The organism is Pedobacter yulinensis (assembly GCF_003029735.1).
GTDB classification, from domain to species: domain Bacteria; phylum Bacteroidota; class Bacteroidia; order Sphingobacteriales; family Sphingobacteriaceae; genus Pedobacter; species Pedobacter yulinensis.
On record NZ_KZ686268.1, the window covers coordinates 1,194,232 to 1,220,391 of the forward strand.

At 51.5% G+C, this 26,160-nt stretch carries 20 protein-coding genes and 1 tRNA gene; 15 read left to right on the plus strand and 6 right to left on the minus strand.

Annotation, left to right across the window (positions count from 1 at the left end; genetic code table 11):
• Positions 1–63: 63 nt before the first annotated feature.
• Positions 64–510, minus strand: a complete 447-nt coding sequence (locus C7T94_RS05330) for a GNAT family N-acetyltransferase (RefSeq protein ID WP_107214250.1) — start codon at positions 508–510, stop codon at positions 64–66.
• Positions 511–773: 263 nt separating this feature from the next.
• Here C7T94_RS05330 and C7T94_RS05335 point away from each other — a divergent pair, with 263 nt between their 5' ends.
• From C7T94_RS05335 to C7T94_RS05365, 7 genes are all read left to right on the plus strand, one after another.
• Positions 774–1,826, plus strand: coding sequence for a sensor histidine kinase (locus C7T94_RS05335; protein WP_162618557.1), 1,053 nt, complete (start codon positions 774–776; stop codon positions 1,824–1,826).
• Positions 1,807–2,580 carry a LytR/AlgR family response regulator transcription factor gene (locus tag C7T94_RS05340; protein WP_107214252.1) on the plus strand — a complete coding sequence of 258 codons (774 nt, stop codon included), beginning with the start codon at positions 1,807–1,809 and terminating at the stop codon, positions 2,578–2,580. The genes C7T94_RS05335 and C7T94_RS05340 overlap by 20 nt, the downstream gene beginning before the upstream one ends.
• Before the next feature lie 91 nt (positions 2,581–2,671).
• Positions 2,672–3,325, plus strand: a complete 654-nt coding sequence (locus C7T94_RS05345) for a GNAT family N-acetyltransferase (protein WP_107214253.1) — start codon at positions 2,672–2,674, stop codon at positions 3,323–3,325.
• Positions 3,326–3,432: 107 nt separating this feature from the next.
• Positions 3,433–3,888 carry a hypothetical protein gene (locus tag C7T94_RS05350; protein WP_107214254.1) on the plus strand — a complete coding sequence of 152 codons (456 nt, stop codon included), beginning with the start codon at positions 3,433–3,435 and terminating at the stop codon, positions 3,886–3,888.
• 174 nt (positions 3,889–4,062) lie between these two features.
• The gene (locus tag C7T94_RS05355) at positions 4,063–4,545 is read left to right on the plus strand and encodes a DUF1772 domain-containing protein (protein WP_107214255.1); all 483 of its coding nucleotides are present in this window, start codon (positions 4,063–4,065) and stop codon (positions 4,543–4,545) included.
• A 310-nt stretch (positions 4,546–4,855) separates the two neighbouring features.
• Positions 4,856–5,047, plus strand: a complete 192-nt coding sequence (locus tag C7T94_RS05360; protein ID WP_107214256.1) for a hypothetical protein — start codon at positions 4,856–4,858, stop codon at positions 5,045–5,047.
• Positions 5,047–5,760, plus strand: coding sequence for an SPFH domain-containing protein (locus tag C7T94_RS05365; RefSeq protein WP_107214257.1), 714 nt, complete (start codon positions 5,047–5,049; stop codon positions 5,758–5,760). Before C7T94_RS05360 ends, C7T94_RS05365 begins: the two co-directional genes overlap by 1 nt.
• Before the next feature lie 249 nt (positions 5,761–6,009).
• On the opposite strand, the gene C7T94_RS05370 is transcribed toward C7T94_RS05365, so the two are convergent.
• Positions 6,010–6,082 (minus strand) — tRNA-Lys (locus C7T94_RS05370).
• A 134-nt stretch (positions 6,083–6,216) separates the two neighbouring features.
• Between C7T94_RS05370 and C7T94_RS05375 the strand changes: the two genes are divergently transcribed.
• Both C7T94_RS05375 and C7T94_RS05380 read left to right on the plus strand, forming a co-directional pair.
• The gene (locus C7T94_RS05375; protein ID WP_204353211.1) at positions 6,217–9,504 is read left to right on the plus strand and encodes a S41 family peptidase; all 3,288 of its coding nucleotides are present in this window, start codon (positions 6,217–6,219) and stop codon (positions 9,502–9,504) included.
• Positions 9,505–9,697: 193 nt separating this feature from the next.
• The gene (locus C7T94_RS05380) at positions 9,698–10,786 is read left to right on the plus strand and encodes a DUF4185 domain-containing protein (RefSeq protein WP_107214259.1); all 1,089 of its coding nucleotides are present in this window, start codon (positions 9,698–9,700) and stop codon (positions 10,784–10,786) included.
• Between the two features lie 429 nt (positions 10,787–11,215).
• Here the strand turns inward: C7T94_RS05380 and C7T94_RS05385 are convergent, their stop codons facing one another.
• Positions 11,216–13,579, minus strand: a complete 2,364-nt coding sequence (locus tag C7T94_RS05385) for a phosphocholine-specific phospholipase C (RefSeq protein WP_107214260.1) — start codon at positions 13,577–13,579, stop codon at positions 11,216–11,218.
• A 295-nt stretch (positions 13,580–13,874) separates the two neighbouring features.
• On the opposite strand from C7T94_RS05385, the gene C7T94_RS05390 reads away from it, so the two are divergent.
• The 4 genes from C7T94_RS05390 to C7T94_RS05405 all read left to right on the plus strand — a co-directional run bounded on the left by C7T94_RS05390 (position 13,875) and on the right by C7T94_RS05405 (position 19,106).
• Positions 13,875–14,228, plus strand: coding sequence for a PadR family transcriptional regulator (locus C7T94_RS05390; protein WP_107214261.1), 354 nt, complete (start codon positions 13,875–13,877; stop codon positions 14,226–14,228).
• A 25-nt stretch (positions 14,229–14,253) separates the two neighbouring features.
• Positions 14,254–15,852 carry a PspC domain-containing protein gene (locus C7T94_RS05395; RefSeq protein WP_107214262.1) on the plus strand — a complete coding sequence of 533 codons (1,599 nt, stop codon included), beginning with the start codon at positions 14,254–14,256 and terminating at the stop codon, positions 15,850–15,852.
• Positions 15,853–15,987: 135 nt separating this feature from the next.
• Positions 15,988–18,300: a TonB-dependent receptor gene (locus C7T94_RS05400; RefSeq protein ID WP_107214263.1), complete on the plus strand. Its 2,313-nt coding sequence runs from the start codon at positions 15,988–15,990 to the stop codon at positions 18,298–18,300.
• 2 nt (positions 18,301–18,302) lie between these two features.
• A complete protein-coding gene (locus C7T94_RS05405; RefSeq protein WP_107214264.1) occupies positions 18,303–19,106 on the plus strand; it encodes a DUF4249 domain-containing protein in 804 nt (267 codons plus the stop codon).
• A 2-nt stretch (positions 19,107–19,108) separates the two neighbouring features.
• Here C7T94_RS05405 and C7T94_RS05410 read toward each other — a convergent pair whose 3' ends face one another.
• From C7T94_RS05410 to C7T94_RS05425, 3 genes are all read right to left on the minus strand, one after another.
• Complete coding sequence (locus C7T94_RS05410; protein WP_239494933.1) at positions 19,109–21,856, minus strand: Ig-like domain-containing protein; 2,748 nt, start codon at positions 21,854–21,856, stop codon at positions 19,109–19,111.
• A 324-nt stretch (positions 21,857–22,180) separates the two neighbouring features.
• Positions 22,181–22,813: an NAD(P)H-dependent oxidoreductase gene (locus tag C7T94_RS05420; protein WP_107214266.1), complete on the minus strand. Its 633-nt coding sequence runs from the start codon at positions 22,811–22,813 to the stop codon at positions 22,181–22,183.
• A 15-nt stretch (positions 22,814–22,828) separates the two neighbouring features.
• Complete coding sequence (locus C7T94_RS05425; protein ID WP_107214267.1) at positions 22,829–23,434, minus strand: TetR/AcrR family transcriptional regulator; 606 nt, start codon at positions 23,432–23,434, stop codon at positions 22,829–22,831.
• A 183-nt stretch (positions 23,435–23,617) separates the two neighbouring features.
• On the opposite strand from C7T94_RS05425, the gene C7T94_RS05430 reads away from it, so the two are divergent.
• The gene (locus C7T94_RS05430; RefSeq protein WP_107214268.1) at positions 23,618–24,832 is read left to right on the plus strand and encodes an OmpP1/FadL family transporter; all 1,215 of its coding nucleotides are present in this window, start codon (positions 23,618–23,620) and stop codon (positions 24,830–24,832) included.
• Between the two features lie 18 nt (positions 24,833–24,850).
• Complete coding sequence (locus tag C7T94_RS05435) at positions 24,851–26,152, plus strand: SGNH/GDSL hydrolase family protein (RefSeq protein ID WP_107214269.1); 1,302 nt, start codon at positions 24,851–24,853, stop codon at positions 26,150–26,152.
• Positions 26,153–26,160: the final 8 nt, after the last annotated feature.

Below are 26,160 nucleotides of genomic sequence, written 5' to 3' on the forward strand. Positions count from 1 at the left end.
GGATTGGGAGGCAGTTAGATGCGGTGCCGCCCGGCCGGTTAGTTAACCAGCCGGGCAGCTGCGTTAAAGCGTGTAGTAGAAATGCCGTACATGTTCCTCATCCGAAGGATTCGTTGACCGGTAAAATTCCAGGGCATAATCATCTGCCACGTCTGCCTGCACAAACACTTCCTCGAAACCCAGTTCCCTGCAATAATCTTTTGAAAACTTAATCAGCTTCGTGCCTATTCCCCGCCGTTGGTAGCTTTGCAGTACAGCAAGGTCAAAAATATAGGCGAGTGGTCGTGTGGAGTAACACTGGTCGAGCACGTACACGGTCATTCCGCCCACCACCCGGCCCTCCGCCAACGCAACAAAGGCCATGAATGAAGGGCGCAGCAGCAGCGCCTGCAAATGTGCAGCATCGGGTAATCTAAAATCTTTCATGGCAAACACTTCTTCGTAAACGCCGATTAGTTCAATAAGCTGCGCCGGATTGCCCGGACTGATTCTCTGGATGTCGATATTCATACTGAGGTTTTAAGCATAAAGTTAACTGATTCGCGCTGGCCCATAGGCGATCCGGGCAGCATTTCTGCCAGTTCACAAGCAAATATGGCCTTTTCATAAAAATGGGAGGAAGAAGGGGCGCTGGTAGTTTGAGGCTGCCCGATGATACTGAGCCGGGCAATAAGGCTGCTGAAGCAGGCATTGCTATTGCCCTGATTACGATATCTTTGCAGAAAAATGGGTCGGCAGGGCAGGCCTGGCGACAATGCTCAAAAAATGCAGTCTTGAAAAAAAAGATTCAACGGTTCAATCTGAAAACAGGCATCGGTGTGTCGCTGGTGTTTCCGGCTATTTTCACCTTTGCGCAGCCTGCGCCTACGGTGTCAGACGTCCTGCTCCGCTTTCTTAATTTTTTCCTTTTCATCGCGGCCATCTGGATACTGAACTACGCGTGTATTGATTTTCAACTGGCCGTGCCCAAAAAGGAGCGCCGGGGTAGAGTCGGGCTATACACCCGCATGGCCGCCACCTCAGTTCTTTCGGTCCCGGTTTATTTGCTGCTCGCTGCAGTATTCCGCCAGGAACAGGCCACCCTCGCCTCGCTTTTCAACAGCAACTTTTCGGGTAAGTCCTGGTTTTTTTTCCTGCTGCGCATCATGCTTTTTAATGCTGGTATCATCATAACCAAATACCTGTATGACAGCGGTGCCGAACAGCGCCGAATTTTGCTTGAAAACGAACACCTGAAACGGGAACACCTCAACGCCGTACACGAATCGCTGAAGCAACAGGTCGATCCTCATTTTCTCTTCAACTCCCTGAATACGCTGCAATCGCTTGTTAAGCAAAATTCTCCCCAGTCGGTCGCGTTTATCGGCGAACTTTCGTCAGTATATCGCTATATGCTGCTGAGGCGCGACAAAAAGTACGTAACTGTTGGCGAAGAACTGGATTTTTTGCGGTCTTACCTCTATCTGCTGAAAATACGCTTCGGCGAAGCGTTCCAGATGCAGGTAAACGTGAATGACGAACACCTCCGCACCCTGATCCCGCCGCATACCCTGCAGCTGCTGGCCGAAAACACGGTAAAGCACAATAAATTCAGCATGAAATATCCACTTTACATCCGGATCTTTTCAACCGAAAAATTCCTTGTTGTGCAGAACAATTTTTCAGAAAAGGCAAGAGGGCCTGCCGAGACCTCGGGCGTAGGCCTGAAAAACATCAGCCGCCGCTATGCCCTCTTATTTAATAAGGAAATCGCAATTCACAAATCGGCCGAATTTTTTCAGGTATCACTTCCGTTGATTGAAGAAAATGAAAGTACTGATCATTGAAGACGAAATACAGACAGCCTGGGATTTGAAGCAAATCTTGCTTGGCCTGCATCCGGGCATGGAGGTTCTCGCTGTTGTAGACAGCGTAGAGGCCGGCAAAGACTGGTTTTTTAAACACCAGCCGCCCGATCTTATTTTCTCAGACATCCAGCTCGGCGACGGCTTGTCGTTCGAGATATTTCAGGAACTGAACATCAGCATCCCGGTTATCTTCTGTACCGCGTATGATGATTACCTGCTCCAGGCGTTCAAAACAAACGGCATAGACTACATCCTGAAACCCCTGAAAGAAGCAGAGGTTGCGGCGAGCCTGAAAAAACACCGCAACCTGCAGCATGCCCTGGTGCAGACGGCGGGTACGTCACTTCGGGAATTGAGCAGTAAATTTTTGCAGCAGCCCTATAAACGCACTTTCCTGGTGTCGTACCGCGAGAAACTTTTCCCGGTAGACACAGACAGCATCTATCTTTTCAAGCTGGCTGGTGGCCTGACAGAACTGTGCACTGCTGAAGGTAAAAAGTACAACGTGTCGTGTACGCTGGACCACCTGGAAAGTGTGCTGGATCCGGACAAATTCTACCGGGCAAACAGGCAGGTTATCCTGTCCAGGAGCGGCATTGCTGAGATTGAGCATTATTTTGAACGCAAGCTGCTTGTTTTTGTAAAGGCGGTTAAAGAGCCCATTGTAGTCAGTAAAGCTAAATCCAGTCAGTTTCTGAACTGGCTGGAAGCGGGTCCGGCGAACCGGGCCTAATGTTCTGCCAGGCAGGCATTTAACGTGCCCAGTTTTCTGAATCTGCGGGTCTGCAGTTTTATTTTCGCAAGGAATAAAAAGCATAGCGGCCATGCATTTAAATAACAGCGGCGCTGCACCGGCTCTCCAGGCGCAGCAAGATGTACTGATCAGCGAATTATCTGAAACCGATCTCGACGGGGCTGTGGAGTTGGTTACCCTGAGCATGTCTGGAAATCCGGTGCCCCAGGCAGTCTTTGGCCGGGAAGATGCTTCCGGCCTGCAGAAGCAGCGGCTCCTGTTCGAGAAGGCGCTGACCATGACGCATACGCGGGTCTTCGCAGCAAAGGCAGGGGTGCAGCTGCTCGGTATCATGTGTTATGTCAGTTCAGACCATTGCCAGCTGCGGCCCATGCCGCTGCTGCGCATGTTGCCGAGACTTTGGGCGGTGCTTGGCAAATCCCTTTGGGGCGTACTGAGGTGGCAGCTCAACTGGAAGCGGCATGATCATAAGCGGCCCCATGTACATTTCGGTCCGCTTGCCGTACACCCGGAACACCAGGGTCAGGGCGTTGGTTCGGCGCTGTTGGAATGCTTTTGCCGGGAAATGGACAGGACTGGTCAGACCGCTTACCTCGAAACCGACAAGGAAATGAATCTTGCACTCTACAAACGGTTTGGGTTTGCCGTGGTGGCTGAAGGCAGCCTGCTCGGTGTGCAGAACTGGTTCATGTTGCGCCCTCCGGTAACAAATGCAAATCAATAGAAAAGCTTCCAATGGTGTAGCAGGAGGGCAACATGCTGCCGTTATCAAAAATATAAATCATTCTTAAGGCTATGATAAATAACAGATTACAATCAAAATTCACGCTGATGACGGTCTTCGTCCTCGCGGTCCTTGTTTTCTCTTGCAAAAAATCTGCTGAAACAGAAGCTGACGTCATGCTTGATGCAAACCTGCTGAAAAGTAAGGGTCAGTACAACGAACTACTGACCAAACGTGAATCTGGCGCCGCTACTTTTAGCATTGAAAACATCAGCCGTACAAACACGACGCTCAGTGTGCATGTAAAAGGCGGATGTGCAGAGCAACAGTTTAAACTTGTTTGGGATGGCAGCATCATGGAGTCGCAACCGGCCCGGATCCGGCTGGTGCTGATTAATGAGGGCGGCAGGAATTGTAACCCGGAGCAGGAAACGACTGTTAATGTAGACCTGAAAAAGATCATTGGCGCCCAGCCGGTCAGCAACTTTGTGTTCCACGTAGCCAACGGATCGTCGAAGCAGGACAAATCAATTGATCCGGACGGTGCCGTTCATTCCCGCTAACAGCAGTTATCCCACAATTATATCCCTGCAAGGCAGCCTGGTGCTTAACCGGTGCCTTGCTTTTTTGTGTCCAGCAGTGTCCAGGCAATAGTAGACCGAGGCGGGCAAAAGGCGCGGCGAACTGCTTCTTCTGAACACTCCAGCCGGCTATTTTTGATTGTCAGCATAGATGAAATGAAAAAAGTCCGGCATATACTCACTTTTGCGTACAGTTACCTCCAGGTGATTTTAACAGGGACCGTGGTGTTTCAGACCTTTCTGATGTACCCGAATATTTTCCGCGATCCCCCGGCTTCATTGCAGCTTTCCATGAAGTTTTTTTCTGCTGTGACCCCTGCCGACTTTTTTCCGCCTTTCGGCAGCCTCGTGGTGGCAACAGCAATCCCGGCGGTGGTGCTTGCGTTTCGTGACAGGCCAGCGTTTCACCTGTTGCTGGGCAGCGTACTTCTTTTACTTGCCGGCGATGGCATTCTGTCTATATTGTATTTCTGGCCGCTCAACGAAGCGCTTTTTACCGAGGGGCTGAGCAGGTATAATGCCGAAACCCTCAAAGAGTTTGCTGTCGATTTTCAACACGCACATCACCTGAGGTTATTGACCAGCCTGGTTTCATCGGTGCTGGCTATGCTTGGGCTGATGAGGTGCCGGTTTAAATGATCTCCGGCTCAGTTCTTCCCTACATCTTGGACCAAAGAAAACCAGGTGCAGAACGTTCCGGTAATGCTTAACCCGGTTAAAGATCTGTAGGTCGCTGATCGTTGCAGGTATATTTCCGGTTGCAGCCTTACTGGCAGCATGCCGATATGCCGCCAAAGGGCAAATCTGCTCCGGCCAGGACAGCATCAAGGCCGGTCAAAAACAATCCTTCCTCTCCGGCTGGCGGCTCATCAAAATTCAGGCGGCATAAAACCACAAAAAAATGCGACACTTGCCTCAAAAATCTTAGTAAGTTTGACTGACCAACAACATGAAGATATTTTTATACCTTATTGTGGCAATAGCAGCTATTTGCCTCATCAATTTCTGGTATCAGTTCTATATCCTGGGAAAGTATTACACCAGTGCCGGCCTGTTTATGGCCACCATATTTGGAATTTTACCGATACTTGTTCTCCTTGCATCGGTGTACCTGATTAAAACCATTAAAAACGCTCAATAATGAAAATACTAAAAAAGACAGTCTTTTTTCTCGCAGCCGCTACAGCGCTCGTGTCATGCGATCGTGCGCAGTCGAATGTACAAACCTTATACACGTCAGACTGCGGCGTGTCATGGAAGCTGATCAAAGCCGGTGAAGCCGTTCCGAAGGGCGTGGGCATGTGCTCATACAAGGTCACCATACCTGACTACCCCATGCAGGGCGAAAGCATCTTCAAGAGTGCTTTTAAAAACCGTGTAATGGCCAAGATCGAGGTTACCTACGATTATTCCATCACTGATGCCAAACTGTACATCGGGGAGGCAAAATACCTGGGCAAGATGAACAGCGACAGCGACAGCGAGGTGAATAGTTCCAAAGCGTATGAGACTGCAGAGAACTCAGTAATTGATAAGCGCATCAAAGAGGTGGCAAGAAACCTCCTGATTAACGAGGATATCGTTGAGTTTAACCAGAATGATTTCGAATCTGATTTGCTGAAAGAAGTAAACAACCTCCTGAAATCTAAGGGTGTAACGCTTAACTTTCTGTCTTTTGTACCCATTCCGGAAGAGCAGACCCGGCAGGCTATTGATGTAGTAACGGCCATGAAAATTTATGAGAGTAAAGGCCTTGGAGACGTGGGCAGGGCTGTGTCATCCGCCCGTGCCGGCGCGACTAAAATTGACGTAAACGTTCCGGAGCCGAAAACAGAGACCGAGGAGTCGAAGTAAGGCTGCGGAACCGACACACTACTTGAACTTAGTCAATGACAAAAATGTCGGTATGCCCAGTCAGCCGGCATTTTTCGTCGTTCGTTCGAGGCTTTAGCCCGCCACTTCGCTTGGGGCGTATGATAACCCGACTGTACCTGCCTTTGCCCAGATGCGCTAAAGTTAAGCGCTTAAGGGAACACTTTCCTCGCTGCCGAAATAAAGTTCCGGCGCGGCAATAAAAAAGCCACCTTTTTTAGGTGGCTTAAGTGACCCCGCTGAGGCTCGAACTCAGGACCCACAGATTAAGAGTCTGTTGCTCTACCAACTGAGCTACGAAGTCATGTGTGCAAATGTAATGGTTTTTTTGAAAAATGGTTGTGCTCCATTTACAGCCGGCATCTGCAGGCTTTTTAAATTTGTCTGTAACCATTGCCCTTTAATGCTCGTCTTATTCCCGGAACTAAACAAACCTATATGATCAGAAAATTATTTAAGCCTGGAGCCCTTCTCGCGGGAATGCTGGGTATGGTGCCGGCTTTTGCCGGCGCTATCGATGCCAAAAATACGCGCATGCTGTCGCAGCCGGCCATTAGTTCCCGGCACGTGGCCTTCATCTACGCACAGGACCTTTGGGTGGCGCAGACCGACGGCTCCCAGCCGCAGCGCCTCACTGTGAGCAGTGGCTCAGAAAGCAATCCGTATTTTTCGCCCGACGGGAAGACCATCGCTTTCAGTGCACAGTACGACGGCAACACCGACGTCTACATAATCCCGGTCGAAGGCGGCGTACCCCGGCGGCTCACCTGGCATCCGGGCAACGATATCGTAAAGGGCTTTTCGCCCGATGGCAAATCTGTCCTCTTCAGCTCGCCCCGCGCAGCCTCAAATAACCGATATAGCCAGCTGTTTACTGTGCCGCTTGCCGGCGGACAGGAAGTTCAGCTCAAAATACCGAATGCCTTTCATGCCACGTATTCGCCAGACGGCAAGTTCATGGCCTACACACCCATTGCCGATGCTTTTCGCCAGTGGAAAAATTACCGCGGCGGCTCCATTGCCAATATCTGGCTGTTCAGCTTTGCTGACAACAGCATCGTCAAAATTCCTCAGCCGGCAGGTGGCTGTAACGATACCGGCCCCATGTGGATGGGCAATACGGTTTATTTCCGCAGCGACCGCAACGGGGAGTTCAACATTTTTGCCTATGACCTAAGCAGCAAAGCAATCAAACAGCTCACTTTTTTTAAAGACTTCCCGGTCATGAATGCCAGTTCAGGAAATGGCAAAATCATATTTGAGCAGGCGGGGTACCTGCACAGCCTGGATCCGGCATCCGCGGTAGCGCAAAAGCTGACCATTGGCATCGCCGCAGATCTGCTCGAACTGCGCGAGCGGTTTGCAACCGGTAGCAGTTACATCCGCAGTACAGATATTTCGCCTTCAGGTTCACGCGCTGTAATCGGCTTCAGGGGCGACATCCTGACCGTTCCCGCGCAAAAGGGCGATTACCGGAATGTAACGCAAACCACCGGCGCGCATGAAAAATATCCCGCATGGTCGCCCGATGGTCGCTGGATTGCCTATTTCTCAGACGCCTCCGGCGAATACCGGCTGCACCTCAAAGCTCAGGATGGCAAAGGAGCGGTGAAAGACTTTAAACTGGAAGGAAGCGGTTTTTTCGCTTACCCAAAATGGTCGCCGGATGGAAAACTGATCAGTTACGTGGACAATGCGCGCAACCTGTATGTGTTAACGGTAGCCGATGGCCGCATCAGGAAAGTGGCCTCAGACGAAGTCTACACACCCGGCGCCTTTCATGACATGGCATCCGATTATTCGCCCGATTCTAAATGGCTAGCCTACACGGTCATCACGGGGACCAATTTCCGTCGAATTTATCTTTGGTCGGCGGCAGAAAACAAGAGTTATCCGCTCACCGACGGCCTCAGCGATGCTGATGAAGCTAAATTCAGCAGGGACGGCAGGTTCATTTATTTTTTCGCTTCGACAGATGCCGGTCCGGTGCTGAACTGGTTTGACCAGTCGAATGCCGACATGCGTCGCACTGCCTCGATTTACCTGGTTACCCTGCAGAAATCGACGCCTTCGCCGCTTTTTCGTGAAAATGATGAAGAGCCCGTCAAGCCGGCCGAAGCAGTTTCCGGACAGGCTACGACAGTTGCCAAAAGCAAAAAGAGTTTAAAAACGGCCAAAACCGGAGTTTCATCCGGCTTCAAAATCGACTGGGAGGGTATTGAGAACCGAATCATCGACCTGCCCCTGGGCCCTGCCGCTTATGGAAATTTAGGCGTTACCGCCGATGGTGACCTCCTCTACATCGAGATGCCGCCCAACGGCTCACCAAAACTGCACCGCTACAGTTTCAGGAAACGCAGCGACAGCGAGGTGATGGACATGTATTATTATGGCCTCTCGGCCGATGGCAAAAAAATGATCTACAACGCCGGCGGGCGTTATTATATCAGCAATGCCGGCGAAAAACCTGAGCCCGGAAAAGGCATGCTGAGCACAGATGCGCTGCAGGTCAAAATCGATCCTGTGGCAGAATGGCAGCAGATCTTTGATGAAGCCTGGCGCGTAAACCGCGACTATTTTTATGATCCGGGTATGCACGGCACAGACTGGCCGGCCATGAAGAAGAAGTATGCCGCCTTTCTGCCTGATCTTGCCTGCCGGAACGACCTCAATACGCTGATCCAGTGGATGTGCAGCGAACTCTCGGTAGGCCATCACTACATCACGAACGGTGGCGACTACCTGAGCACAGCCAACCGCATCAACGGCGGACTACTGGGCGCCGACTATGAAGTAGACAATGGCCGATACCGCATTCGCAAGATTTATGGGGGGCTCAACTGGACACCCTACCTGCGTGCGCCGCTGACCGAACCGGGAGTAGAAGCCAACATTGGCGATTATATCCTGGCCGTGAATGGCCGCGAACTCCATGCAGACAAAAATCTGTACGAGCTTTTTGAGAATACGGCCGGGAAAATCACCGAAATCACGCTTGGGCCAAATCCCACCGGAAGTGGTTCGCGTGTGGTTAAGGTGGTCCCGATCACCAGCGAAGCTGCTCTGCGCAACCGCGATTGGGTAGAAGGGAACCTGAAAAAGGTAACGAAGGCCACTGACGGTCAAGTGGCCTACGTGTATGTGCCGAACACCGCCGGCGAAGGGCATGACTATTTTAAACGATACTTTTATCCGCAGGCCAACCGCAAAGCGATCATCGTAGACGAACGCTTCAACGGCGGCGGTCAGCTGGCCGATTATTACATCAACCTGCTGCAGAATCCCTACCAGGCGCATTGGAACATGCGTTATGGCATGGACCTCAAAACACCCAGCGGCTCCATACAAGGGCCCAAAGTGATGATCACGGACGAAACCGCCGGTTCTGGCGGCGATATGCTGCCCTGGATGTTCCGCAAATTTAAGGTGGGAACAATTGTAGGGAAACGTACCTGGGGTGGCCTGGTTGGTATACTTGGTTTTCCTGAACTGCTTGATGGAGGCAGCATCACCGCCCCGAACGTGGCCATCTGGACAAAAGACGGTTTCATCGTCGAAAATGAGGGTGTGGCGCCAGACGTAGAGGTCGAGCAGACACCGGCCGAGGTCATCGCCGGCCGCGATCCACAGCTGGAACAGGCAATTCGCATTGCCATGGAAGAACTGCGTAAAAATCCGCAGCCCGCGCCGCAGCGACCGCCCTACCCGGTCAGGGTCAGAAAATAACTTCCTGATGGCTGCTAATGTAAACGTTAGCAGCCTTTTTCTTGCAGCAACCAGCTCACCGTGCGCAGGGCCTGCAAAATCTCAGACAGGATTTGTTCAGCAGCGGCTGATCTACAGGACCTGATCCAATACCGATCAGGCTGTGCTTGTGTTGCCGGCGGTGATGCGTATATTTGCTTAAACGATTAAATTAATGAGCCGTTTTTTTCTTATCCTGAGTTATATCTATTTTCTTTTCACTCTTGAGCACGGCGCCCGAGCGCAGCGCCGGCCATCTGCCATTCGCATCACGCAGGTTGCCCGCGTTACGGGCCGGAGCATGCCGGGCGAGAAACTGCCCAACCCGAACCAGACGCATCAGCGCTATAATCTGGGTGGTACCGATTTGGGTATTGCCTGGCAGATGGGCAATGGCAACGTAGGCATCTGGTTCGGCGATTCGTATGGGCGGGACTTTATTCCTGTGCCTGAAGGCGGCCCCGGCAAGGCCGGCGCCTGGCGCTCGAATGTATTGGCTTTTTCCAGCGACCGCAACCTGGCCAATGGCCTTCAGTTTGATTCCATGTACAGCCAGCAAGGCAGCGCCGCGGCTGCAGAAGTGATTTTCAGCCCGCACCAGACAGACGGAAAAGGAAGCCATACCGCTATTCCAACTGCCGCCATTCACGCCGCCGGCAAGGAATACGTACATTACATGGATGTTCGCAAATGGCTCGGTCCGGGAAGGTGGGCAACAAATGTTTCGGGGCTTTACGTCTCAGACAATGCGGGCAGGAGCTGGCAGGCGGTGAAAGATTTCAGCTTCGGGAACAACAGCAATTTTGCGCAGGCTGGCTTTGCCGCTGCCGGCGGTTACGTGTATATTATGGGCACCCCTGCGGGGCGCTGGGGCAGGGTCAGGCTGGCCAGGGTAAAGGAACGACACGTTGAAGACCAGCACCGGTGGGAATACCGGAACAAGCTTGGCGAATGGGTTCGCGGCAGGGAAGAGGAAGCTTCAGATCTCTTTTCTTCGCCCGCCGGCGAATTGTCGCTCGCATGGCATCCGCAGGCGCGCTGCTGGCTGCTCACCTATCTGAATGAGCAACAAGGTGCGCTTGTGCTGCGGCGGGCAGACTCCATAACGGGCCCCTGGTCAGACGAACAGGTCCTGGCCAGCTACAAAGATTTTCCCGGACTTTATGGCGCCTTCATTTACCCTCATGTTGAGGCGAATGGATTTTATTTCCTGTTGTCCGTGTGGAAGCCCTATAATGTTTTCCTGATGCACGCTGCCTGGTGACATGTCTGTTTAAACCGACACGTCGTTTCAACGTAAATTCCACGATTACTGTGGCAAATACCTGAATTTCAGATCAAAAAAGAGTAAAGCCGGCATAATCTCACAAAAACGTCAGAGTTGCAGTGCGCTCATCTGCAGGTCGCATTTTTGGCAACTTTCTTGTACCACGTAAGTAAATAAAAATTGACCTGTTATGTTAGCGAAGTTGGTGACCGTGATTCCGGGATATGCGAGGCGAGGCCTGGAAAGCAGTAAAAAGCAAGAAAGATTATCCAAAAGCCAGTGGATCACAGTTGATCGGATCGTTATGCTGGTTATGCTTTTTGCAGTGATAGCAGGTGCCATTATCTTTTCATAGCAATACCCACAAAGCTGCAGCTTTGTGTCTATCATACACCCCAAAGCACCTGGCACGGCCAGGTGCTTTTTTTATGCCTGTCCGGCCATAAAAGGGTCGGTTACAGATTCATTTCCCGTTTCCACATGGCCCGCGTATTGCCGGGACCAGGCGCTGTCTCCAGTGCTGACGGTAAAATCATACCAGCCGTAGCTGTGCTGAAGGTTAAACGGAATTTCTTTTTCTTCGCCTGGCCGAACCGGAATCTCCAGACGCCGGCTGGTATAGGTCTGCTCTTGCAGAACGACACGCACCAGCGATTTATCCTGGTTTTTGATCCTGAGAATGAGGTTGCCGCCAGAACGGCCCCGCAGCAAACGGGGCATGGTATACACTGTTGACATCGATAACATCGGGTCATCACCATTTCCGGTAAATGCCCTGAAAAATCCATTTGGACCGTGCAGATGCAGGTCGTACACGCCGGAATCAAACGCGGCTATCGCCCATTCATCTTCCAGAACGGAACCAGCCTCGAGGGCATAATTGCGAATGGTACCACTGGTTCCTGCGTGGCTGCCCCGAGCATAGACCTGGAAGGCGGCGCCTGCAGGGGTCACCGTGTCAAAGCCGAAAGCCGGAGCCTGCATGCGCAAACGGACAACCCGTTCAACAAGGCTGGCATCTGCATGCAGTTGATAAGGAAGCGCACATGCTTGGCTGCTTCCCTTTTCCTGCCGGCTCATGCGGCGGGGAGCAGATTTCTCAAAGGGAAGATGGCGGTTGAAGCCCGCAATTTCCTGTGGCGTAAGCGGAGAGGGAGTGAGCTGCTCGGGCTTGTTTTTGGCATTCTGAATATCGGTCACAACCTGATTGCGCTGCAGGGAGGCCGGCATACGGAGTTTTTCGCCGCGGTAGGGACGGAATACGGAGCTTAGGTCGCCACAAACTGCCCGGCGCCAGCTGCTGATGTTTGGGCTGTGTATCTTGCGACCGGTCTTCTTGCTCAAGAAATTTTCAAGGAACAAAAGGGTCGACGTATGGTCGAAAACCTGCGAGTTGACAAAACCGCCGCGGCTCCAGGGCGAAGCAACGAGCATGGGTACGCGGTAACCCAAACCGATCGGACTGCCCTTCCGGTATTCGAAATCAGGCCGGGTATCGATGCCTGCCGTCACCTTGCCGGTTTGCGGCTCGTCGTGGCGGGGCACCACAAAGGGCGGAATGTGGTCAAAATAGCCGTCATTCTCATCATAGTTGAGAATGAAAATGGTTTTTTTCCAGACCTCCGGGTTTTTGGTCAGGATATCCAGCGCTTCAGATACATACCAGGTCCCGTAAAACGGTGCGCTCGTGTGGTCAGAAAAACGCTCTGGCGCTACCAGCCAGGAAACCATGGGCAGCTTGCCTGAATCAACGTCCTGACGGAACTGATAAAAGATATCTTCTTTCGGAAGGTCTACGGTTTGCTTTTCCCCTTTATCGTTGGTAAACGTATATGGCTCCAGGTCCAGGTAACCCGGATTGTCGATGTTTGTGCCGAACGCTTTGTCGACCAGGTTTTTTTCGCGCTGGTTCAGCCGTTCGTACCTGGCTGTAACCTCGGCTGCACTCAGGGGCGGCTTTGCGGTCGGGTCGCCGTTTTTCCTGAACCAGGGCGATAGTTTGACCCGGTGCCGGCGAATGTACTCGACCGCGTTGTCGCCGTAATTGCCCAGCCATTCATCTTTACCCTCGGGCAGGCGGCTGGTCCATAACTCGTTCTGGTAAATTTTCCAGCTGATGCCATTGTCTTCCAGCAGTTCAGGGAAAGTCTGCCAGTCAACAAAAGTATTGGTCCGGGACTCTGCCTGCGAATTATTGACCACGGCCATGGCGGTGCCCGTTTGCCGAGGCCGCACGGTTCCTGTCCAGAAAAACAGCCGGTTGGGCGTTGTGCCCGTTAAAGAGGAACAAAAATAATGGTCGCAAATGGTAAAGGCATCGGCCAGGGCATAATAAAACGGAACGTCCTGCCGCTGAAAATGCGCCATGGTCATCAGCGACTTGGCCGGCACCCAGTTGTCGTAACGGCCTCCGTTTCGTGCAGCCAGCTGGTCGGGCCAGGAGTGGGGAAGGCCCCCTTGCCAGGTAACCCGGGTCTTATGCAGGTCGGCATGAAAGGGTGCAAAGGTTTGTCCCTTCTTGTCATCCTGCAGCCAAACCTTGTTGTTGTTCGGCAGCCTGACGGCCCGGGGGTCATTAAACCCGCGAACCCCTTTCATGCTTCCGAACAGGTGATCAAAGGAACGGTTTTCCTGCATGAGAAAGACCACATGTTCTGCATCGTAAAAACTCGTACCGGGATCGGCCGTAATGGCCATTGCCCGCTCGATCGATGCAGGGAGCATACTCGACAACCCGGCAGCACCTGAAAGGAGTGCAGCTTTTTTTAAGAAAGCACGTCTGGAATCCATACCCAAAGCTAAAAAACGAATGCATTTTACCCGAGCTTTCCAGGTTATTTTTTCGCTACCAACCAGAGGGAAACATGTCGGTTAGGCATAGGAGCAAACCGGTCGTACTAGGTTCGTGTGAAGCAACTGCAAATAAGTTTTCCAGATTTAAAATTCATCACAGGTGCTTGTCAGATTCCGAAATAAGCGCTGTATGCTTGCCAAATAAAAATTAAGTGCTTACATATCAGGTTGTTGCAATTTTATATGGTACTATGTATTGCATATTACCTAGTAACACCTATATCTTTGCAATATGTTAGCAGAAAATACACAGACGCAGATGCGTAAGGGCATATTGGAGTATTGCGTACTCCTGATTATCTCCCGCGGGGAGATATACGCTTCAGATATCATTACCGAATTGCGCAATGCGCGGTTACTGGTAGTAGAAGGTACCCTTTACCCCTTACTGACCCGGCTCAAAAACAACGGCCTGCTGAGTTACAACTGGGTAGAGTCGACCTCGGGTCCGCCGCGCAAATATTACAACCTGACGGTAGACGGAAAGGCAATCCTGGGCCAACTGGACGGTACCTGGAACGAACTGGCCTTTGCGGTGCGCACGGCCCAGCAACTAAAAGACAACGACAATTCTCAAACAGCATAAACCAGGAGGCCCTGGAAAACAGAACATGAAAAAGACGACGATTATCAACATAGGAAATTCCATCATTCACCTTGAGGAAGACGCTTACGAGGCGCTTACCGTATACCTGAACGAGGTGAAAGCGCATTTTGCCAATAGCGCAGACGACTTCGAGATCGTAACCGATATCGAAAACCGCGTAGCCGAGCTCTTGCTGGGCATGATGCGGGCAGACAACAAACAGGTGGCCTCGCTTGACGATGTAAGGCGTGTGATGGCGCAAATGGGAAGTGTGAACGATTTTGAAGAAGGCGCCGAAGCTGTAGCCGATGAGCCGCTGCGCGACCGGCCGATCGAGCCTGAGCCGGCATACCGTGAGCGCCGGCTGTACCGCGACATGGACAACCGGGTTTTAGCGGGCGTTTGCTCAGGGCTGGCGCATTACCTGAATATTGACGTGAGCCTGGTCAGGGTGGCCTTCGTGTTGCTTATTTTCCTGGGCGGTTCAGGACTGCTGGCCTATATGGTGTTGTGGATCATTACACCGAGGGCCGATACGCGGCCGGAAAAGATGGCCATGCGCGGCGAGCAATTGAACCTGCGCAATTTCAAGAAAAATTTTGACGAAGAAATGGCTGCCCTGAACGAGAACCTGGGCCCGGCAGGCCGGCGGGCAGGCTCTTTTCTGCGCGAATTTTTTGACACCATAGGCGGTTTCCTGAGGGGCAGCGGGCGCATCCTGCTCAAGGTTGCGGCCATCTGTATCGTTGCCTTTGGCTTTGTGATGCTGCTGGTCTTTTTCGTAGGCCTGGTAGCCTTTCTCGGATTCTGGGATACCGATGTAAGTAACTATTTCCCAATGAGCGCCGTAGACGGAAACCTGCAGGTGCCGATTGCCGTCACAGCTTTTGTTGTGTTGTTTGTTCCTGTCCTGGCCCTGGTTCTGTTTTCGATCCGGGTGGCGTTTACTGACCGCCCGGTGAGCAAAGTTACTTCTTTCAGCCTGCTTATTGTCTGGCTGGCGGGTATCGGCGCCGGCGTATACCTGACTGCACGGGTTTCATCTGAATTTCGTGAAATGGCAGAATTTAACCGCCAGCAGGTGGTTAAGACGTTCCCGGCTTACCGGCTCGAACTGGACGACACTGAACTGTTTACCCGGGTAGACAGCCTCAGTTACGGACTTGACCGTTATCCCTCAGACCGCCGGGTGGTGCTGAACACAGATGGACGCCCCTTCGAGGCGCCCGACAACATGCGCCTTGAGATTGTGAAAAGCGAAGCGGGTCGCGTCATGATTAGCGAAAACTACTCGGCAAATGGCAAAACCTATAAACAGGCCCTGCTTAACGCGCAGAACATTCGTTACAAGTTTGTGCAGCAGGACTCGGTATTAAATTTCAGCCCCAAACTGCAGGTTTCAAAGAATGAGCGCTGGCGCAACCAGGAAGTCAGGCTGCTGCTGCAGGTGCCGGTTGGTACAAAACTGCGCATTAACCGCAATGTAAACCAGTATATCGGAAATTACTACATCTGGTCCTGCCTGAACGACGAAGAAAATACACGCCGCGATTACAGCAACTGGCTCATGACCGAAGAAGGACTTAAATGTCTGGATCTGCCTGAGAACGAGCCTAAAGAATAGTCCCGGCAGGCAAAAATCGCCCGATCTTACATAAAATCTGGTTGCAGCTTAATAATTCTGCAACCGGATTTTTCGTATGTAAACCTGATTTGTACCTTTAGGCAATTTGCAAATTTTAAATAGCTGTTTCCGGATTTGAAGACCACCGTTCTGACCCTGCTTTCCCTGTTCTTTTTCCTGGCTGCATCTGCGCAGCAAAAGTTTACACTGAGCGGAACGGTCCGCGATGCGGCTACCGGCGAGGCGATGATCGGCGCAACCGTAAGGGCAGGAACCGATTACGTTACCACCAGCAATGCCTACGGATACTATGCGTTAACAATGCCACAGGGTAATTATGCACTTACCGTCAGTTTCGTTGGTTACGAACAGCTCAACCAGGTGGTCACGCTGAATAAAAACCTGCGGTTAAATCCTGAACTCAAAAACGCCAGCAACCTTGACGACGTGGTTATCCGTGCCAACGCAAGGAAAGACGAAAATGTGCGCAGCGCGCAGATGGGCCTTGAAAAGGTCGATATGAAGGCTTTAAACAACATCCCTGTGTTGCTCGGCGAAAAGGATGTGCTGCGCAGCATCCAGCTGCTGCCTGGCGTCAAGTCTGGCGGCGAAGGCAATACTGGTTTTTATGTACGTGGCGGCGCCTCAGACCAGAACCTGATCCTGCTCGATGAAGCGGTGGTGTACAATTCCTCACACCTGCTTGGCTTTTTTTCAACCTTTAACGCAGATGCGGTGAAAGACGTATCGCTTTATAAGGGCGGTATGCCAGCCCAATACGGCGGTCGACTCTCGTCTGTGCTTGATGTAAAGATGAATGAAGGAAACTACAAAAATTATGCTTTCCAGGGCGGTATCGGGCTAATTGCCTCGCGCATCAAAGCCGAAGGTCCGCTCATCAAAGACAAGGCCTCTTTCATGTTCAGCGCCCGCCGAACTTACCTGGATGTGTTTCTGAAGGCTTCGCCAGATTCGGTGCTGAACGGGAGTGCACTTAATTTCTATGACATCAATGCCAAGATGAACTATAAATTCGACGACAAGAACATTCTTTACATTTCGGGTTATTTTGGCAAGGACAACATCGGCGTGAAAGACTTGTTTCTGAACAATTGGGGCAATGTAACGACGACCATCAGGTACAACCATATTTTTAACAACAGTCTGTTCAGCAATACTTCGCTTATTTATAACAACTATAATTTTTCTGTCACCCTGCTGGATGATGCAGTGAATTTCAAGGCCACCTCGCTCATACGCGACTTTAACATTAAGCAGGACTTTCAGTACTTCATTAACAAACATGCGTTCAGATTTGGAGTGCAGGGCATACACCACCGCGTATCGCCGATCGAGATTGAGGCACAGGCCGGTTCGAGCATCAACCCGCTGCAGCAGCAGCGCCGGTATGGTGTCGAAGCTGCCGCTTATGTGTCTGACGAGTGGGCAGTTAGTCCACGGCTCAACCTGCTTTACGGATTGCGTTTCAGTGCCTTTTCCCTGCTTGGACCAGGTACGTTCAGCAATTACGACGCAGCGGGCAGCTTGATTTCGGTGGAACGGGTTGCATCGGGAAAATTTTACAAAACCTACCTGAACCTGGAACCGAGGTTCTCGCTCAGCTACCGGTTTTCAGATGAACAGTCTTTTAAAGCTTCGTACAACCGCAATACACAGAATATACACATTCTGAGCAACTCAAATGCTGGCAGTCCCGCAGATCAGTATGTGCTGAGCAGCAATAACATCCGTCCGGAAATTGCTGACCAGTATGCAGTGGGCTATTTCCGCAACTTCGCCGGTAACGCCTATGAATTTTCCACAGAGGTCTATTACAAGTCGCTCGACAACCAGATCGAATACAAGAATGGTGCAGAGCTGCTGGCCAATACGCAGGTTGAGTCTGAACTGCTTTTCGGCACCGGACGGGCTTATGGCGTTGAACTGTTTTTCAAGAAAAAATACGGCAAACTGAACGGCTGGGTAGGGTATACGCTGTCGCGCACCGAGCGGCAGTTCGAAGGCATCAATGACGGCCGGTACTTTCCGGCAAAATATGACCGCACGCATGATGTTGCCCTGGTGGGCATTTACAACATGAACCCGCGGTGGACGTTCTCTGCCAGTTACATTTATGGTACGGGCAATGCGGTAACCTACCCGGCAGGAAAGTACCGGGTGAACGGCACAACAACCTATTATTATACAGAGCGAAACGGCGGCCGCATGCCTTACCAAAGCCGGTTGGACCTAAGTGCAACCCTTGAGGGCAAAACCGGCGGACGGTTCAATTCGAGCTGGTCTTTCGGCATCTACAATGTCCTGAACCGTAAAAATCCTTATTCGATCGATTTCCGGAATGTGGAGAACGATCCGACCCGTACAGAAGCGGTACAGACGGCTTTGTTCGGAATTATCCCTTCGGTTACCTGGAATTTTAAGTTTTAACAATGAAAACACCATCCATACTGTTCGTGCTGCTGGCCATGGGCGCCCTGGTTTTTCAGGGCTGTGAAAAAGTGATCGAGGTTGACGTGAACAACGCCGAGCCCCAGCTGGTTATAGAAGGCGCCATTACTGATGAAACCACCTCGCAGGTTGTGCGGCTAAGCAAGTCTGTGCCTTACACAGAACCTTCGGTATTTCCCGCAGTACGCGGTGCAACCGTTCGCGTTACAGATAATCTGGGCAATACGGTCTTGTTTCCGGAAGCTGAGCCGGGTGTGTACAGGCGGCTTTTGCGTGGTCAGCCGGGACGCAGTTACAAGCTGGATGTGCAGGTTGAAGGAAAATCGTATACCGCTACATCGGTCATGCCGGCGAAAGTTCAACTTGATTCTCTGAGTATTGCGACAGAAACGTTTTTCGGCGAAGAACAGAAAGAACTCTATGTAAATTTTAAAGACCCTGCAGGCGCGACAAATTATTATCACTTCCGGATGTTTATCAATGGGAGGCAGGTCCAGCGGCCGCTGCCGTACAATGACCGGTTTACGAATGGGAACAGCATTTCCGAACGGCTGTTTTACCGCAGCGACAACATTGAATCGATCAAAACCGGCGATGTGGTCGAGGTTGAAATGCAATGTGTGGACCGGCAGGTGTATAATTACTGGTTTGTACTGACGCAATCATCAGGCCGGGGGCCAGGCGGGGGCACCACGCCTTCCAATCCCGATTCTAATATTTCTGGCGGGGCGCTGGGTTATTTCAGCGCACACACGGCCCAGCGAATGGTCGTTACGACACCCTGAGTTTATTTAACCAGGTAACGGTACACAGCGCGTCCGAGGTTACCTTCCCCGTCCCAGCCTTCTGCAATTACTTTATAATTGCCTTTGCCGTCGGCATTGTAAAATTCGACCGTGGCCTTGCCGCTTGCGTCTGTAACTACAGCAGGATTCCAGTAAATAGTTGTACGCAGGTCGTTCTGGTTCAAGGATGCTGCCGTTTCATATTTCGGCGAATAAAACTGCTTTTCAATGCTATACCCGCCGGGCGAGAAATTAAGTTCATAACTTTTGGGCAACATGCTCATCAGCTGTTCTCTTGTCATTTTTGTTCCCTTTGGTTTTTTCTTGCTGTTGATAACGAGCACGCCATTGGTGTTGTAAGCCCGATTTACCGTTCCCAGTTCATCGCGCAAAAAAACCTCGACTGATTCAACTTCTGCAGGAATGATGCCATTCAGCCCGTTCACATCGATGTTCATGCCATTCAGAAAGATCGACATGGGTATGCGGCGCCCACTGTTGTAATCACGCGTCACATAGAAATTGTTGGTCTGCTGGTCGTAAGTTACGCCGGCTATCATGCTTTGCAGACACTGGATAAACATGGCGCAACCGGTCAGGCGGTCGCCTGAAACGATGTGGTCGGGTATAGAAGAGAGACCGCTTAACGAGGGGTAATCGGCATGGCTGGGCTTGCGCTCGGGCGTACCGCGAATCACCACATCCTCGAGCGTGTGCAAATAACTGTAGCGTTTCTTGCTGTTGTTCAGGTAAGGAGCAATCAGGCTGTCAATGTTCAGCGCTTCGTCGGGCGCGTTGGGGTTCGCTGTAGGTGAGGGGAAAGGCGAACCGTTCAGCGTAACCACCATATCCCGGTAGTTGGGGTTGTATTTTGCCGATATGACGACTTTCGAGCTGTCATTGAAAACCAGGTTACTGAACTTAAAGTTTCCGACCGGGTCGGTCTGAATGTCCTTGTTGTAGCGCTTATCCGGAATACTGAGCAGCATGGTGCCTTTGCGAACAGGAAGGCCGTTACTCATGCGCAGCATGCCCGAAATTTCGATGCCTTGTTCAGGCATGTAGCTGATGGTCGGGAATTTGCCGGCCAGCATATCGGTAAAGGCAAAGCTGCGGTAGCCCTGGGTAAGCATGAGCAGATCCAGGTCTGCTGTTCTCTTTTCGCCAGGTTTGTTAAAATAATAATTGGGCCTTTCAACATATCCTTTCAGATCGCCAGAAAGCAGCAGCGAGGTCATGATAGTGGTTTCGGCATCAGCATCTACGGGAACTTTTGATTCGTCGACCACAGACAGCGAGAAATCTCCACCCGGAAAGGCCTGCGCCATCTTTTTTACATCAAGCGTAAGCTTAACCTTCTTTTTGATGCCGTAACTGGCCGCATCGCTGCTCAGTTTAAGTTCCAGGCTGTCTTTCCGGTCAATAAATACCATGCGCTCGCTGAGCGGAACATTTGCTGCAGAGAGCAGCGTAATCTGGGCAATCCCTTTCGGGAATTTGGATTTGGCGACCGAAGCTGCATATTCACCGCTGCTGAGTACCATTTGTGCAGCATAACAGATGTTGCCTTTGCTGCGGCCCACCAGGTACAGCCCCAGGTTCGGGTTAGCCGCCATGAAGGCATCGTTTGCCAGGATCTTCAGCCCCAATTTTTCCGGGTCGCTGTTGTTCAGGCTCAAGACAATGCCCGAGGCCTGCGCAACCGGCAGGTTATAACTTTTGGTGCTGCCATCGGCGAAAGTTACATTGGCCTTGTAATTCGTACCGGCCTGAGGCACAAAAGTGAAACTGCCCATACCCAAGTGTTCTGACGATAACGTCGCCACCTGTTTGCCGCTGCCATCGGTCAGGGTGCCTTTTGCGCCGACCCCCAGGCCATCGCTTTTAATGGCCTTAAAGGCAACGCGGTTGCTGATGCCTGAAACAAGGTTTCCGCCTTCAGGAAAAAACTGGATATCGTTTTCAAGGATGGTTTTTTTCAAAGAAAAGCTGCCGGCGACCGTTTTTTTATCTGAAACGGCAATTGCAGTGTACAGCACGCCATCGTTCAGCTTCGATTCTACATTCGGCTTCTCGCTCATGACAACCGTCAGGTAGCCGCTTGCATCTGTGGTACCACGGCCTTTAAGTGTGGTTTCGAACCCCGAAACCACCTGCCAGCTTACGTTTTTATTGGCGTACGGCTTACCATCGGCGTCTTTGAACTGGATGCGGGCATCTACGCGCCGTAACTTGTCTGTTGATACATTTTTGAACCGTACATGTGTGATCAGCTGTTTGTCAATGGCCTCGCCTATAAAAATGTTCTTGCTGAAGAAGGCGTCGTCGGCAAAATTCAGCATCCATTGTGTATAGGCGCGAATGCGGTAATTGCCCTGTGCAAAATCGCCCTGGTCTATGGGGATCTGTCCTTTGGCCGTACCCATGCTGACAGGGAGTTTGAGCGAACGGATCAGTGAGTCCTTTTCGTTGATGACATCGACATACAGCACTTTGCTAATCGGCGAAGCCACGTTCAGGGTACTCGAAACATACGCCTTGAACCAGATGGTATCTGCAACAGAATAATAAGGCTTGTCGAAATGAAGGTGGATTTTCTCGGTAGGATAGTTGCTCAGAACGCCTGCTGTTCGGGTCAAAAGCGCATTGATGCCGCCAGCCGGCTGCTGCGGAGCAGTTTGAGCGAAATTTAGCAGGTAACAATGGGCAAGAACGGTGAGCGAGAGCCAGAAACGTAACAATCCTTTCATCTAAATCTTTGTATGGGTGAACCGCATAAAGATATTTATAAATCGCCAGCCATCAAACCCGTCTCTGTCGTTTAACACTTTTTGACATTGCTGTACAGGGGGCAGATAAATTCCGGATTGCTGTCGGGAAAACAGCTGCAGTGCCCGGGTTAAAGGCAGCCCTGTTTTCCGCTGTAGCCTTCCCTCGTCGGGGCTGCCGCTGCAACCAGGTTTAGATGGCCCGGACAAGCGCATGGTTTTCCGGCAGGCAGCAGGTCGGGTGTGTCAAAACAAAACGCCCGTTCCTGTGCAGAACGGGCGTTTCAGCAATGCCGGCAGGCTGGGTTATTTCTCTTCGATCAGGAATTCTTCCATTGGCGTTCTCACCTTTTTCAGGGGGTACAGCCAATCGTTTTCGGTATCGCGGTAGCCCAGGGGCATAATCACAACACTACGCAGGCCTTTTTCGCGCAGGCTCAGCAGCTCGTCGAGTGCCGCTGCGTCAAATCCTTCCATTGGTGTGGCATCTACCTCGAGCACCGCTGCCTCTGCGAGCGCAATACCAAAACTGATGTACGCCTGGCGGGCAGCATGTTCGAAATTCTCTTGCGCCGTGCGCGGAACGTAAGCGCTGAGCAGGAAGGTTCTGTATGCATCTGTCGCAGAATCAGGCACGCCCCGTTCCCGGTTCATCCGGGAGAAAACATTGTTGATGCGTTCTTCGGTGTAATTGTCCCAGGCGGCAAAGATCAGGACATGCGAAGCATCGGTGATCTGGCTTTGGTTGCTGGCCACTGCCTTGAGTTTCTCTTTCAGCTCAGCATTGCTGACCACAATTAATTTATAGGGTTGCAGCCCGGAAGATGAAGGGGCAAGCAGTGCCGCTTCTACGATTTGATCAACTTTTTCCTGAGGAACGGCCTGCCCGTTCATCTTTTTGGTGGCATAGCGCCACTGAAGTGCTTGTTTTAAGCTCATCGTTTTAAATTATGTTTAAACTTTTGTGTTAAGGTGGTGTATAAAGCCCTGAACGGCATCGTCGAAAACAGGATCTCTGAGCTCGCCGGGTGTTTCTGTAATTTTGAGCAAGTTGATGGCAATCAAGCCATGCAGAATTGACCAGAACGTATGGAACTTAAGCCAGATCTTGTCTTCTGCTACTGTCGGCCCCATTGCCTGGCTAATGGCCAAACGGATCAGGGAACCAAACCGGTGAATTTCACTATACATCGAGGCAGCCTCGCAGCTTGGAATGCCAAAATCAAACATGATCCGGTAATAACTGCTTTGTGTAATGGCAAAATGCCGGTATGCCGCGGCCACGTTCCATAATTTTTCTTCTGCCGTTCCCGCTCCGGCCAGCACGGCCTCGACCGCATTGCCGAGCAGGGTAAATCCTTCCCTGACAAAGATTTCACGAATGGCATCCTTGTTTTCAAAGTGGGTATAGATAACAGGCGCGCTGTATTCGATGGCCTCGGCAATCTTCCTGATGCTCAGAGCCTGCCAGCCCTCAGCAGCTACAATTTCCTGCGCCGCGGTGAGGATCATGTCTTTCATCGCTTCGCGTTGCCGTACCTTTCTTTCACTAATGCCCATCGGAAAATTAACAGTGTTAGCAAATCTAGTGACGATCTTAAAATACCGCAAACTTTTAGTGCCTATTTACCTTTCTATGATAAATTGGCCTGCTGAAATTATTTGCTATGCAGGCATAATATATCCAAAACTTTTTTAGATTTGTTTAGCGCCCTCTGTACACGATCCAAATATGAACAAGCAATGAGAAAGATTTTACTAAGTATGCTGCTGGCCACGCCCGTACTGGGATTTGCGCAGTCCTTCCAGGTTAACCTGCAGGGCCAGAAACAAATCGGAATGGCTGGCGCCGGCACCGGCCTGGCCATGGACGAAGCGGCCGTCTTCTTTAACCCGGGGGCCGTTTCATTCCTGAAACAGAACGGTGTGCAGGCTGGCGTCAGTCCGCTTTTCCTTAAGACCGCTTTCCGGGAAACGGGGTCTGACATGACGTCCTATAACAAAAGTAAGCTGGCCACGCCTTTACAGGCCTATGCCACGTTTGGTTCGCCATCGGGCAAGCTTCGCTTCGGCATCGGGGTATATACCCCATTCGGCGGGGCTATGCACTGGGATGAGGATTGGACTGGCAAATACACCGTCACATCGCTCGACCTGCAGGCTATTTTCGTGCAGCCAACAGTTAGTTACAAACTGACCGACTGGCTGGGCATCGGGGCAGGCTTCGTTTACGCCAATGGAAAAGTTGATCTGAGGCGGGCACTTCCGATTACCAAGGCAGACGGGAGCAGTGCAACCGCACAGCTGGAGGGGCATTCGCATGACTTTGGCTGGAATGCTGGGTTGTTCGCCGACGCTGGCAACGGGCTTACTTTCGGCCTGACGCACCGCTCTAAAGTTGATGCCACCGTGAAAAACGGCGACGCGCGGTTCGATGTCCCTGAAGCGCTACGGCCTACTTTTCCAACCACCTTTAATGCGACACTAAACCTGCCGGCTACCACCAGCCTGGGCATCGGCTACCAGGTCTCTGCCGAAACCACGCTGGCGCTCGATGTGAACTGGGTGCAGTGGAACCGGTATAAAACACTTTCTTTCGATTATGACAACAACGCAAGAATACCAGACACCGAGTCGCCGAGAAATTATAAAGATGCCGGGGCAATTCGTTTGGGCGCCCAGCACCTGCTCGACAGCAAATTTGTGCTTCGGGCAGGCGTCGGGTATGCCATAACGCCGGTCGAAGATGGTTATGTGACCCCCGAGGTTCCTGATGCAGACCGCTGGTTACTAAGTGCCGGCCTGGGGTATAAACCCGATGAGCACTTCCAGATCGATTTGTCGTTCCTGTATGAAAACGTTAAGTCACGCACCCAGACCAACCTGGAAACCAACCTGAGCGGCACCTTTAAAACGGTCGCTTACATACCGGGTATTTCCGTGTCTTATAAATGGTAATCTTATAATTGAGCTGTTATGAACTTTAAATACTTATCCAGAAGCCTGGCCGCGATCGCGGTGCTGGCACTTGCATCGTGCAAACCTGAACTGGCAGACGTTAGTCCCGAAAAAGGAAGCGCCGACTTTAGCCGCTACATTGCGGTTGGCAATTCTTTAACCGCCGGTTTTGCCGATGGCGGGCTCTATCTTGACGGACAAAAAAATTCTTACCCGGAAATTATCGGTGCGCAGCTAAAAACTGTAGGCGGCGGCGCATTCTCGACCCCGTTCTTTAATGCAGCGCAGGCCAACGGCTCGGGGTATAAAAAATTACAGGGTTTCGCGGCAAACGGTAATCCGGTGATCGGCGATGTTGCGCCGGGCGCCGAGACCGGTTCAGTGACAATACCGGGCGTGGGCACCGTCAGGACACTCGCCAAATATTCAGGCGAGATCAATAATTATGGCGTGCCGGGTATCAAACTTATTCATGCAGGTGTTGCCGCTTACGGCAACGCCAACCCATATTATGAACGTCTGCTTACAGGCAACATCGGCACGCACAACACGGCCTACCTGGATTTTGCTACGGCCAAACCCTATACATTTTTCAGCTGCTGGCTGGGAAATAATGATATTCTGGGTTATGCAAGCGGTGGCGGGGTAGGCGATAGCCCTACAGACAAAGGCACGTTTACGGCCGCATACACTGCTGCTATTGCCCGGTTAACCGCCAATGGCGCGAAGGGCGTGGTTGCAACGATTCCAGATGTAACCACCACACCCTACTTCCGTACGGTAACGACAGCGATCCTTCTTGCTACGGTTAAGGCGAATGCTCCGCAGGTTACTGCCCTGTATATTGCAACGAACGGAGGGCCGCGCGCGGCCACCGCCGAAGACCTCTTTATCCTTCCGTTCAGCAGCCTGGCGCCAACCATGCTGGGTAAGCCAAATGGATTGGGCATTCCCTATGGTTTGCATCCTGGTAACCCGATCGAAAGCAAGTATGTGCTGGATAAAGATGAGGTGGCGACCGTAACCGATTTTACAAATGCATACAACCAGTCAATCAAGACGATTGCTGCGTCGAAAAACCTGGCCGTTATGGATGCCGGCGCGGTGCTCAATGCTTATGCTGCCGGAAAGGTTGTCAATGGCGTGACCATCAGCTCGGCTTTTATAACCGGCAACCTGTTTTCGCTTGACGGCATTCACCTGACGCCAATGGGCTATGCGTTAACAGCCAGTGAATTTATCAAAGCGATCAATAAACAATATGGCTCCAGTGTACCAACACCCGATGTAACGAAATTCAGGGGTGTGCTGTTCCCCTGAGTTGTTTT